8 protein-coding genes are annotated in these 13464 nt (G+C 36.6%); 2 read left to right on the top strand and 6 right to left on the bottom strand.

Features of this window, described 5'->3' with window-relative positions:
- Positions 1-19: 19 nt before the first annotated feature.
- The 3 genes from IE155_RS11705 to folE2 form a co-directional block, all read right to left on the bottom strand.
- The gene (locus IE155_RS11705; protein ID WP_189378442.1) at positions 20-1435 is read right to left on the bottom strand and encodes a glutamate synthase small subunit GltD family protein; all 1416 of its coding nucleotides are present in this window, start codon (positions 1433-1435) and stop codon (positions 20-22) included.
- 33 nt (positions 1436-1468) lie between these two features.
- Positions 1469-5929, bottom strand: coding sequence for a glutamate synthase large subunit (gene gltB / locus IE155_RS11700; protein WP_189378441.1), 4461 nt, complete (start codon positions 5927-5929; stop codon positions 1469-1471).
- 539 nt (positions 5930-6468) lie between these two features.
- On the bottom strand, positions 6469-7395 hold the full coding sequence (gene folE2 / locus IE155_RS11695; protein ID WP_189378440.1) for a GTP cyclohydrolase FolE2: 927 nt from the start codon (positions 7393-7395) through the stop codon (positions 6469-6471).
- A 340-nt stretch (positions 7396-7735) separates the two neighbouring features.
- Here folE2 and IE155_RS11690 point away from each other — a divergent pair, with 340 nt between their 5' ends.
- Entirely contained in the window at positions 7736-8107 is a 372-nt protein-coding gene (locus IE155_RS11690; RefSeq protein ID WP_189378439.1) for an Hpt domain-containing protein, read from the top strand.
- Positions 8108-8148: 41 nt separating this feature from the next.
- Here the strand turns inward: IE155_RS11690 and arcA are convergent, their stop codons facing one another.
- The 3 genes from arcA to IE155_RS11675 form a co-directional block, all read right to left on the bottom strand.
- Positions 8149-8850, bottom strand: coding sequence for a two-component system response regulator ArcA (arcA, locus tag IE155_RS11685; protein ID WP_189378438.1), 702 nt, complete (start codon positions 8848-8850; stop codon positions 8149-8151).
- Positions 8851-8992: 142 nt separating this feature from the next.
- Positions 8993-10648 (bottom strand): HAMP domain-containing sensor histidine kinase, encoded by a 1656-nt coding sequence (locus IE155_RS11680; protein ID WP_189378437.1) that lies wholly within the window; start codon positions 10646-10648, stop codon positions 8993-8995.
- A gap of 92 nt (positions 10649-10740) precedes the next feature.
- Positions 10741-11790, bottom strand: coding sequence for a methyltransferase (locus IE155_RS11675; RefSeq protein WP_189378436.1), 1050 nt, complete (start codon positions 11788-11790; stop codon positions 10741-10743).
- Between the two features lie 211 nt (positions 11791-12001).
- Here IE155_RS11675 and IE155_RS11670 point away from each other — a divergent pair, with 211 nt between their 5' ends.
- Positions 12002-13246 carry a DsbA family protein gene (locus IE155_RS11670; RefSeq protein WP_189378435.1) on the top strand — a complete coding sequence of 415 codons (1245 nt, stop codon included), beginning with the start codon at positions 12002-12004 and terminating at the stop codon, positions 13244-13246.
- Positions 13247-13464 lie beyond the last annotated feature (218 nt).

Below are 13464 nucleotides of genomic sequence, written 5' to 3'. Positions count from 1 at the left end.
TTTAAAGTATTATAGATTTTTATGCGGTTATATAATCTAGAATGCCTAATGCCGCTTTTCTTCCCTGATCAACAGCGGTTACCACCAGATCAGAGCCTAGTACCATATCACCACCAGCAAAAATATTTTTAGCTGATGTTTGTAGAGCAAATTCACTATTTTCAACTGCGATCACACGACCTCGTGAGTCAAGCTCGACGCCAGCATCTTTCATCCATTGTGGAGGGCTAGGTAAAAAACCAAAAGCGATAACAACAGCATCAGCTTCCATAATAAATTCAGAATCTTTTATCGGCTCTGGATTACGACGACCGTTGACATCTGGCGCACCAAGTTGCGTTTTTACAAACTTGACACCAACAGTTTGGCCTTTATCATCTACTGCAATATCCAGCGGCTGGATATTAAATTCGAAGTTAACCCCTTCTTCTTTCGCATTTTGTACTTCACGGGGGGAGCCTGGCATATTTTCTTGGTCTCGACGATATGCACATGTTACTTTGCTAGCACCTTGACGGATAGAGGTTCTCACACAATCCATCGCGGTATCACCACCGCCAAGTACCACAACTTTTTTATCTGCAAAGTTAACATAAGGCTTAGCATTTTCGGTAATGCCCATTATATTTTGGGTATTTCCTATGAGAAAATCTAACGCATTATAAACACCTGGGGCTGACTCATTTTCAAAGCCACCATTCATATCGGTATAGGTACCTAATGCTAAAAATACTGCGTCGAATTCATTACTTAATTCGTCAAAGGTAATATCAACACCCACATTTGTATTCAAACGAAACTCTATACCCATACCTTCAAATATTTTACGGCGACGAACGATCACGTCTTTTTCTAGTTTGAAGGACGGTATACCGAAAGTTAATAAGCCGCCAATTTCAGCATGGCGATCAAAAACTACACTTTCAACACCATTACGAGTTAATACATCTGCACAAGCAAGGCCTGCTGGGCCTGCACCAACAACAGCAACACGTTTACCGGTTTTAACGACTTGCGATAAGTCAGGCGTCCACCCTTGATCAAAGGCGGTATCGGTTATATATTTTTCAATATTACCGATAGTGACAGCACCAAATTCATCATTTAAGGTACAAGCCGACTCACACAATCTATCTTGTGGACAAACTCGACCACACATTTCAGGTAAACTATTAGTTTCATGGCATAATTCAGCCGCTTCAATTATTTTACCTTCGGTAACTAACTCTAACCATTGTGGAATATAATTATGAACTGGACATTTCCATTCACAATAAGGGTTACCACAATCTAAACAACGATCAGCTTGCCCTGCACTTTGCACTTCGCCCATTGGCTGATAAATTTCAACAAAATCGATTTTTCTCGATTCCAACGCCTTTTTAGGCGGATCGATACGTTTGACATCGATAAATTGATATACATTTTTACTCATACTGTTTCTTCCTCAATTCGCATTCTCTAGGAACTACTGTGCTTGAACGCGAAGTTCTGCAGATGAACGACTACGATGGCCTAGTAAGGTTTTTACATCAGTTGCCGTAGGTTTAACCAATTTAAATTTCGACGCGTAAGAATCAAAACTCGCTAGAATTTCCTGAGCGCGCAAACTACCCGTTTCTTCGAAATGTTGGTTGATAATGCCACGTAAATGCTCTTGATGAATGGTTAAATCAGCAATTGCAAGGCTTTCGATAGATTCTTTATTTAAACGAATGTCTAAATCATCATTCTCATCAAGTACATAGGCAAATCCACCGGTCATACCTGCACCAAAGTTAACGCCAATTTGGCCTAATATAGTGACAATACCGCCGGTCATATATTCACAAGCATGATCGCCAGTACCTTCAATTACAGCATGGCAACCAGAGTTACGAACGGCAAAGCGTTCACCGGCACGACCACATCCGTATAAATGTCCACCTGTTGCGCCATATAAACAAGTATTGCCCATAATCATGGTTTTATGACTAACATAAGCAACACCTTTTGGTGGCTTAATGGTTAACTTTCCGCCTGTCATACCTTTACCTACATAGTCGTTAGCATCACCGGTTAAGGTCAGTTCTAAACCGCCTGCATTCCATACGCCGAAGCTTTGTCCTGCTGTACCGGTCAATTCAAACTTGATAGGGTTGGCAGCCATACCTTGATCGCCATGCTGGCGAGCAATTTCGCCTGATAAAGTGGCACCAACTGAGCGATCTGTGTTTTGAATGGTGAAACGATATAAACCACCAGAGCTATGTGCAACAGCATCTACTGCTGCGGCTAGCATATCCTGATTTAACTGCCCTTTATCAAAAGGAATGTTGTCTTCAGTTTGATGTAATGCTGTATTTTCGCTTGCAACTACTGGCGCGATAATTGGTGATAAATCGAGCTTCTGTTGTTTAGCACTGATACCTGCTAGTGGCACTAATAAATCGGTGCGGCCAATTAATGCGGTTAAACTTTCAACGCCAAGCTTTGCTAGAATTTCTCGTACATCATGAGCGATGAACTTGAAATAATTCATTACTTGGTCAGGTAGACCTTTAAAAAATTGCTCGCGCAATACTTCATCTTGAGTTGCGACACCTGTCGCACAGTTATTTAAATGGCAGATACGTAAGAATTTGCATCCAAGTGTAATCATTGGAGCTGTGCCAAAACCGAAACTTTCAGCCCCTAATATAGCCGCTTTTACAATATCTAAGCCGGTTTTTAAGCCGCCATCAACCTGTAAGCGTACTTTATGGCGTAGACCATTAGTCACAAGTGATTGATGAGCTTCAGCTAAACCTAATTCCCATGGACATCCCGCATATTTTACTGATGTGAGTGGACTAGCCCCTGTACCACCGTCATAACCAGAAATAGTGATAAAGTCAGCATAAGCTTTTGCAACCCCTGAGGCTATTGTGCCAACGCCTGGACCTGATACTAATTTGACAGAAATAACGGCTTTGGGATTGATTTGTTTTAAATCAAAAATTAATTGCGCTAAATCTTCAATTGAATAAATATCATGATGTGGTGGTGGAGATATTAAGGTAACGCCAGGCACTGAAAAGCGCAATTTAGCAATTAACGGTGTTACTTTATCGCCAGGTAACTGTCCACCTTCACCCGGTTTTGCGCCCTGCGCTACTTTGATTTGTAATACATCTGCATTAACTAGATAATGAGGTGTTACACCAAATCGACCAGAAGCAATTTGCTTAATTCGAGAGTTCTTAACCGTACCAAAGCGACGTTCATCTTCACCACCTTCACCAGAGTTTGAAAAACCGCCTAAGCGATTCATGGCAATAGCAAGTGCTTCATGCGCTTCTGGGCTTAGTGCGCCAATAGACATGGCGGCGCTATCAAAGCGTTTAAAAAGTTCACTATCAGGTTCAACTTGGTTTAAGGAAATTGGTGTTGTATCTTCTTTAAGCGCAATTAAATCACGTAATGTAGCTGTTGGGCGATTATTAACTTCATCGGCAAATTTACGATATTTAATATAATCGCCTGAACGCACAGCTTCTTGTAAGTAGGTCACTACATTGGGATTGTAGGAGTGATATTCGCCACCATGCACATATTTTAATAATCCGCCATGACTCATTTTTTGATGAGGTAAAAAGGCTTTACGCGCTAGATTTATATTATCTTGTTCTATATCTACAAAGTCAGCACCTTGAATTCGGCTCGGTAAATCAGGGAAACATAATTGCATGATGTTTTTATTTAAGCCAATAACTTCAAATAAACCAGCACAGCGGTAACTTGCTATAGTGGCGATCCCCATTTTTGAAAGAATCTTTAATAAGCCCTTATTGATACCATTACGGTAGTTCAGTACAGCTTCACGAGGAGGTAAATCAATTTGTCCTTGTTCGACCAGTTGCTCTACAGTTTCATAGGCAAGATATGGGTATATAGCCGTAGCGCCTAAGCCTAATAATACGGCAAATTGATGTGAATCACGTACAGAGGCTGTTTCAACAATAATATTTGAGTCACAACGCAGCTGGTTATCAACTAAGTGTTTCTGAACTGCCCCAACAGCCATTGCTGCAGGAATAGGCAGTAATCCCTTTTCAATTTGACGGTCTGATAGTACTAAAATTACAGTCTTTTGATTACGGACAAGATCATCAGCTTCCTGACATAAGCGCTTAATAGCAGCTTCTAAGCCTTCTTTAGGATCATAATTTAAAGCAAGTGTATCGCAACGATAATGCGCTTGATCTAATTCTCGTAATTGTTTTAAACCGGTATACATTAATATGGGGGTATCGAACATTACACGATCGGCATGACCTGTTGTTTCATTAAAAACGTTATGTTCACGGCCAATACAAGTACCTAACGACATAACGTAACGTTCACGCAATGGATCGATAGGTGGGTTTGTTACTTGAGCAAATTGTTGACGGAAATAGTCATATAATGTTCTTGATTGGCTTGATAATACAGCCATTGGTGTGTCATCACCCATTGAGCCCGTAGCTTCTTGCCCATTTTCGGCTAATGTTTTAATAACTTGCTGAATTTCTTCATAGCTGTAGTTAAACAACTTATGATATTGGGCGATATCTTTATCATCGAAAACTCGTTGTCCAATCAACTTAGCGTCTAATTGTTCAAAGGGTACTAAGCGGCTAATGTTATTATTTAGCCATTGACGATATGGATGGCGAGATTTTAAGTCTAAATCAATTTCATTAGAGCTAAATATCTTACCTGTGTATGTGTCAATGGCTAACATTTCACCTGGACCTACACGGCCTTTTTCTACGACCTCATCTTCGCCATAATCCCAAATACCAACTTCAGAAGCTAAGGTAATAAAACCATCACGTGTAATGACATAACGGGCAGGGCGAAGGCCATTGCGATCAAGGTTACAGGCAACATGGCGACCATTAGTCATTACCACACCGGCAGGACCGTCCCAAGGCTCCATGTGCATTGAGTTAAATTCATAAAAAGCTTTTAAATCGTCATCCATTAAAGGGCTGTTTTCCCATGCAGGCGGCATAAGTAAACGCATAGCCCTATATAAGTCCATACCACCAGCTAAAAATAGCTCAAGCATATTATCTAATGATGAAGAATCTGAACCACTTTCATTGACAAAAGGTGCTGCATCTTGCAAGTCAGGTAAAAGTGGTGTTTGAAAACGATGAGTGCGTGCACGACTCCACTGACGATTACCTTTAATCGTATTTATTTCCCCATTATGGGCTAGATAGCGAAAGGGTTGTGCTAAATGCCATTGTGGAGAGGTATTAGTCGAAAAACGTTGATGGAACACACAAATAGCGGTTTGCATTCTGATATCAGCTAAATCCAAATAAAAATTTGGTAGATCAACCGGCATCATTAAGCCTTTATAAATAGTCACTAAGCACGATAAGCTTGCAATATAGAAACGTTCGTCACTAATACGCTTTTCAGCTCGTCGACGAGCCATATATAAGCGACGTTCTAATTCTCTATTTCTCCAACCTGGAGGTGCATCAACAAAAATTTGTTCTATTGTTGGTAAATTACCCGCAGCGATCTCACCTAAAATTGATTTATTCGTCGGAACTTCACGCCAGCCAACTAGCGTTAGCGTTTCTCTGGCTAATTCTTCTTCTAAAATTCTTTTTGAGTTATTGGCTATATCAATATCTGGATTGAGGAAAATCATGCCTACGGCGTACTTTTTCCCTAATTGCCACTTGTTTTCTTCGGCAACAGCTCTGAAAAAAGTATCAGGTTTTTGCATTAATAAACCACAACCATCACCGGTTTTACCATCAGCCGCGATACCGCCACGATGTTGCATACGGTCAAGCGCTGAAATAGCCGTTTTGACAAGCTTATGGCTTGTTTCACCATGTTGATGTGCAATTAAGCCAAAGCCACAGTTGTCTTTTTGATAGTTGTGATCATAAAGCTGCATTGTTGTTCTCCTAAATATAAAATGCCTGCTTGGTTATAGAGTTAAAAAGAATAGAATTATACTAAAAATGCATAAATACTCTACTTAAGCCCAAGAGGAACCCCTAACTTTAAACGTAAAAAGCACAAACGTCAATGCAAATAGAGCTTTTGCTCGTAATAAAATTACAAATATCAAGATGTTGATTTATATAGGTTTTGTTTTGTCTGGAGATTGATTATGGACTTTTATACTCATAAAGCTGTTGTTTTATAGCATTTTGTTGGATGTCAAGACTGTTATTGTAATTTTATTACACCTATTGTTGGAATAGTAACTTAAGAATAGTTATTCATGTTGTATTCATTTTTATTGCTTACGTCTAGATAAGCGATCAGTATAGATAGTTGGTTTTAATGAGGCTTGTATAGGTTAGCAGGATAAAATATTGATTACTTGGCATGGTCGTATCAAGAGTTGCTTTTTGATTGGGTTTTTATTAATAAATTTATTTATGGGAGATAGCCAATGAGCTTCATTGGCTATTAAATCATATTTATCTATGGGAGATAGCCACCAATAACGCCTTTTGTGGTAACACTTACCGCATCATGAGCATGTAAAGACTCAAGGTGATTGATTCTAAGCCAAAAATCATCATAATTACTATTTGATAGCATTATATGTTGTAAACGACGAGCGGCATCTTCGCAAAACATTAAGTTTTGCCCATTCAGTCGAGCAAATTCTTGTTCATCTTCACGTTTTACAGCCGCTTGAACGGGGGTTTGTAATGCATTCTCTATAGCATCAACAATATCCGTTATCGGCAGCTCAGAAATATTTTCTGCAAGTTTTACTTTGACTTCTGCAACAGAACGTTGGCTGTGAGGAGTTGCTACGATGCCTTCAGTAGTGCCTAGCCACTCATGTACATCATTGAGATCAACAGCATCTTCATTCAAAAACTTATCTTTAAATGCCCTTTGAATTAACTGTCTAGCTAAAGCAGCAGAACAAGGACAAGTTGAGGAATAGCGAACATCAACAGCTAATTCAATAGTTAATGCACCTTGATTAAGTCTACCAGTCAATGTCACTGGGTATGCTTTCCAACCTTGTTTACCACTGATTAACGATTTTCTTCGTAAATGGTAGTCAAAGGTAAATTTTACCTTAGCATTATCACTTAAATCATGATGAGAGCTAATAAAACCATCAAGTAAAGCAACTAAACTTTTATAGTTTAATACACCATTATTGGATAAATCATCCAGTAACAGATACAAGCGAGACATGTGTATGCCTTTTGCTTTAGGTTCTTTTAGGTTAACAAATGCGTCAACATAAGCAGAAACCATTCGCTCAGACTCACCTTTGGAAGCAAGCATAATTGGCATTTCTATATTGCTCATGCCTACCCAATCTAAAGTACCTTCGGTTTGTGCCGTCGTATGATTAGCGATATCTGGCATCGATGTTGACATTATTACTCCGCAAGTAAGATAGTAGGATATTAACCATAAATAATGATTAATAGTATGAACTCTCTATCTAACTGATATTTAATTAATTATTGATTCGTTCACTAAAGAGACGTAACAGTTTCAGTGCCGATTACAATTGTCTATTTTTAAGGGCGTGTATTTTGAATGAAAAGCACTCGAAAATCAATATGTGCCGCTGCCAACGATAATAAATACTAAAGTCTAACATTAAGAGACATTTGACTTTGAATTGCTAATAGTAAATCTTTGCTTTAGTAATAAGAAAATTACATCTAATTTTGTTAGAATACTCAAAAGTATTCAAGGTAAGGGGGTTCATTTGCAAAAAGTAATGTCTATCGAAGAAAGTGCACAATTAGATATTGAGTTGTTGCAAGGCTATGTTGATAACTTAGGTGTCTCTGTTGTTCGAAAAATGCTTGAACTTTATACTCAACAATCAACACTTTATATTGAAGCAATAACGTTATCAATGAGCGAGCAGTCTCAAACAAATTGGCAAGACTCTTGCCATAAAATGAAAGGTGCTGCGGGAAGTGTTGGTTTATTGCAAGTGCATAAACAAGTGGCATCGTTAGAAAAGTCTACTAAAGATTGGTTGCTTAAAACGGGAGATATTGAAAGTCTGATAGAGTTAAATAATCAAGCGAAAGCCGCATTTAATAAATGGTTAGATTTAAAACCACAATAAGTTATGTGATTTTAAATCATTACAGAGAGCTTGTTGGCAGATTACTCTGCCTTACCTACAAAACGGTAACCCTCACCATGAATGGTATTGATTAATTCGGGGGCTCCTTCAACAGATTCAAAGTGTTTGCGTAATCTACGTATTGTTACGTCTACGGTCCTATCATTTGAACGTAAATCTCTACCGGTCATCTCTTTTATAAGTTGTTGGCGAGTAACAATTTGTCCTGTATTGGCAATTAGTAACCGTAATGCACGATACTCACCACGAGGTATAGAAATAACTTGTCCATCTGGCGCTGTCATTTTACGAGAGTTACCGTCTAATACCCATTGGTTGAACTTAACTATTGCGTTGTCTTGTTCGTTAGGGGCTTGATTGATTCTATTGAGAATGTTCCTTGCTCGGATAGTAAGTTCTCTAGGGTTAAATGGTTTAGTTAAATAGTCATCAGCACCTATTTCTAGGCCTAAAATTTTATCAATATCACTGTCACGGCCAGTTAAAAAGATAAGCCCTAGATCATTGTTTTTTGTTAGTTCTCTAGCAAGCAATAATCCATTTTTACCAGGTAGATTAATATCCATTATAACTAAATTAATTGCATTGTTTTGCAATTGTTGATCCATGCTAGCCCCATCTATTGCTTCAGAAACGTTATAGCCTTCTGCTTCAAATAAATTACGTAGATTAAAACGAGTTACATCTTCGTCTTCTACAATGAGTATATGAGGTTTGTGCATGTCAGTTTGTCCACTTTTGCTAATTGTACATTTATAATATTTTAAATTATAAAAGCGTTATTATTTGTTTACAATTGTTAATATAAATTGTTGTTATACTTTATACTAGAAAATAAAAGTTATTATTGAACGATATCAATTTTTAAGCGTAATTGTTGTCTAGATTTAACGGAAAAATAATTTTGAATTCTGTTCCTTTGTCTAGTTCACTTTCAATAGTGATACTCCCACCTAATGCTTGTGTGACTAAGTTATAGACTAAGTGTAACCCTAATCCACTACCACCTGAACCACGTTTGGTAGTGATAAAGGGGTCAAAAATTTTGTTTTTGATAGTTTCGTCTATACCGCTACCGTCATCTTTAAAGCTAATATTTATATTATTTTCTATTAAGCTGATAGCTATTGTTATTGTGCCATTATTTCTATTATCAAATGCATGTAAGATAGAATTTAGAATTAAATTGATAAAAATTTGATTGATAGGCCCAGGTTTACTCCAAATTAATAAATCTTGAGGGCAAGCAACATCTACTCTATAAGGTGTATTTTTTATTTGAGGCGCAAGAGTGAGAAGTACTTCACTGATCAGCTCATTCATGTTGAATTCTCTGATATCCTCACTGCTTTGATCAACGGCCACTTTTTTAAAACTAGAGATGAGTTCGGCAGCGCGTTTTAAGTTTCTATATATAATACCAACATTCTCGGCACCTTCATTAAAGAAACGTTTTAGCTGGCTTGATTTTAATGTTTTATTTTCGAAGTGACCTTTCATTTCCATTAAACGGTCAGAAAGTAAAGTTGACGCTGTAACTCCTAAACCAATTGGTGTATTTACTTCGTGAGCAACACCCGCCACCATATCGCCAAGTGAAGCCATTTTACCGCTTTCAACTAATTGGTCTTGGAACTGGTGTAGTTTTTCTAATGTAGAAAGTAACTCTTGATTAGATTCTTTTAGAGCTGCGGTACGATTGACTATTTTCGTTTCTAATTCTTGTGTGCGTTCAATACTTTGCTGAACAGATTGTTGCAGCTTCATGTGATGTTTTTCAGTTCGAGTCAAGAATATATTAAGGCTTCGCGCCAGTATATCGACCTCCTGATAAGGCATACTTTCTAACCTTAAAGAATAATCTTTAGATTTTGCAATATGTTGAATATTGCTTGTTATGTTGTCCAACGGAGAGGTAATTATAAACTCAAGACGTGAAGTGACATATCTTAGAATGCTCAATAAAATAACAAATACAATAGCGAGTATGATTAATAACTGATTTGTTTGAGCTAAGCCTGAATAAGTATTTGTTTGAAGGTAAATATAACCAATTATGTTACCGGATTTTTCAACAGGTATAAAATATTCAGTATAATGTTCGGTAATATGAGGTATCTTTATATTCTCTCGCTCTTCGAGGGATAATTGTATGGAGGGGTAATCTTTCTCAGTTTTAAAGGGTTTTTGGTTATGATAACTAAGGTAAAATTCTTCTGTTTTGGTCTCATTATCATATTGATAAATATCAATAAGCTTAATTAAATTTAAGGGTTTTAGTTGTACAAGCTGAGCATGCAATTCAGCTCTGCTTTTTTGGTCTTTGTTAAGATACTCTGAGCTAATATTGGCAATATACTGTGCCCAATAATGCACATTAATTTGAGACTGTTTCTCGCTTTCTTTTATAAATAAATGGCTGAGATACAGTGCGAAAAGAATGAAAAATGAAAAGATAACACCTACGATTAAAACCAACAAAGTATGTCGTATCGATTTTATATTCTTAGGAGCTAGCATGCTATATTTCTTACCATTAATTAGTAAATACCCTTTACAGATAATTGTAGATATTTATTGAAATTGCAACAAATGATTGAAATTATATTGACTTATCTTTTGTTGCTAGTTATTGAATGATAAATACTAAAGCCTTTTTCTTGTTTTAATTTACTAACTTTAGCAAATGCTTTTTCCATAATAGGTTGGTATTGTAGAAAGCTGTTAGCTACGATTGTTAAGCTACCATTATCAATTATATGCTTGCTGATGCCTTTAAGAAAATCTTCTGTTGCCAGATAGTGTGTTTTAATGCCTTGATGGAAGGGAGGATTTGAAATGACATGTTGATACTGTTTTTTGATATTGCTTAAGCTATCTGTTGGGAAGATCGTTGCAACTAAATTATTCAGTGTTAGTGTCTTTTCAGCTGACATTAAAGCTAAAGCACTTACATCTGTTAATGATAATGTAACACTAGCCGAATTTTTCCCTATAAAAGCTGCAATAACACCGGCCCCACAACCAAAATCAAGCAATTCCCCTTTTTGAACGTTAGGTAAGTTCTCCAATAAAACTCTAGTACCCACATCAAGTTTAGCCTGACTAAAAACGCCTGGGAGTGAAGCAACCTGTATAGCGCACTGGTTTATTTCAACAGTATAGTATTCGAACCAATCTTCTATATTAAAGACTTTTTGCTGTAGGGGGATACCAATTTCAAAAAGAACACAATGTCTTGCAGAGTCGATTTTTTCACAGTAGTTAAAAAGCTTATTTTCTAGACTAGCAAGCGATTTTATACCACCATTATTTTCTCCAACAATTAATATTCTGGTGTTGTCAGTGCATACATGATTTAACATTGCTAAAGTAAAGGGTAATTCCTTCTTACTTTTGGGAAAATAGATAACAATTAAGTCATGTTTAATTGTATTGTGATAATAAGCATCAAACATTGTTGTATGCTTATCTTTAGTAGCTTTTTGATGAGCTAAATGATTCGCGTAATTATTGTCAAAAACAGTTAGATCGCACATTGGATTAATCCGTAACAATTCGCGGGCAAAATTATCATCGGGCATATTTACTAACAAAGGTTGAGTTGCAATTAATAAGTCCTGATTACGCATCAATAATTGGCTGATATTTGTTAATGACATGACTAAGTCCGATGATAAGGTTGTATCTTATGTAAGAATATAAGTTTATTGTACGTTATTCGTAGCTTCTGACCAAGCTTGTATTAGTTTGAGATTTCATTTCTTCGTGTTATTGATGGCAAATTAATACTAATATTAGATTGTATTTTAGGAGAGATTTATCGGCTCAAAAAAGCTTGTTGCATTACAAACTCGATGGTTGCGAAGTGACTTGAGAAAACAATGCTTAGCATTTAGGTATTCGAGTTTACCCAAATTTTTAGGAGTTACGCCTAAAATAGATGTCTATGTTGCATTAAATGATCCTCATAGCTATATGCTTATTCAGGCGTTAGTTGAACTAGAGCAACGTTTCACCGCGACATTTTGCTTGTACCTTGTTTATGAATCGAGAATTAGTCTTTCAGTTGATGCTGTTACTTGGAGAAAATGGGTTATTAACGACGCTAATCTGATTGCTCGACAATATGGCTTTTCAACTATTCGTGAAATTCCTAATGCTAATGCTTTATTTACTGGGCAGCAGTTGTGGCAAATGCAAACTACAAACCTTACGAATGCATTAGCTATATTTCGACAAACATGGGACAACGATTTCGAACATTATTATCATGTTTCTACACCTGTCATTAACTTTCAAATAAAGAATCAACAACGATTGTTTGATAAGGGACATTATTCTCCGGCGTCAATTCAATATTTAGGTGAATGGTATATTGGGGTTGATCGTTTATGGTATCTAGAGCATAAATTAATTGAAAAAGGTTATGCTTGTGAAAGCAATCAAACACCTAAATATAATGCTAACTCAATGGCTTTTTTAGCTAAAGATAATAAAAGTCTTTGTAAGTTAAAAACAAGTGATCACTTATTTCAACCAATAGAAATGTTTTTATCATTACGAAGCCCATATTCTTATGTGGGATTCCATAAAGTCAAATCACTATGTGAGCATTACCAAATACCATTAATTTTAAAGCCAATATTACCTTTAGTTATGCGTAACGTGGAGGTACCTCAATGTAAAAAAAAGTATATTTACATGGATGCTAATCGAGAAGCTATAAGTGCCGGTGTTCCTTATAAAAGCTTTGTTGATCCTATAGGTGAAGGCATCGTTAAATGCTTTGAAGTATTTGCATATACTTGCGAAAAAGGTAAATCACAGGCTTTTATTGAAGCCGTTTTCGATGCTATTTACGTGCGTAATATTGATGTGGCTATTACAGAAAATTTAATTACTTTATGCCAAGATCTTTCATTGGATTATCAAGATGCTCTCGAGTATGGATTAGAGCATGATTGGCAGCAATGGTCAGATACTAATCAAATGATTTTAGATAAACTAGGTTTTTGGGGGGTTCCATGTTTTCGTTATGCAGAACAAGTTTATTGGGGGCAAGATAGACTCGCTGAAATAGAGCGAGCTATTATTAGCTATAGTAAAATTTTATAGTCATTCGAGGTTTATCTTTTTTCTTTTGAAAAGATTTAAATCTTTATAACAACGTCTGGCATAGTACTCATTCAGACAAACTTAAGTTATCTCTTAGTAAAATTTGTTCTAATTAGTTATCCGTTGCTCTATTGACTATTCAAGGTATTAAATGATGTAATATACACGTCCTTTATTTGAGCTGTTGGTTGTTTTAAAGCTAAACCAGCAAGCTAAAA

Origin of the sequence: Thalassotalea profundi, assembly GCF_014653195.1 — a bacterium.
In the GTDB taxonomy this organism is placed as follows: Bacteria; Pseudomonadota; Gammaproteobacteria; order Enterobacterales; family Alteromonadaceae; genus Thalassotalea_B; species Thalassotalea_B profundi.
Note: the sequence above shows the minus strand (reverse complement) of the source record. Positions and strands in the feature narration are given on the sequence as shown.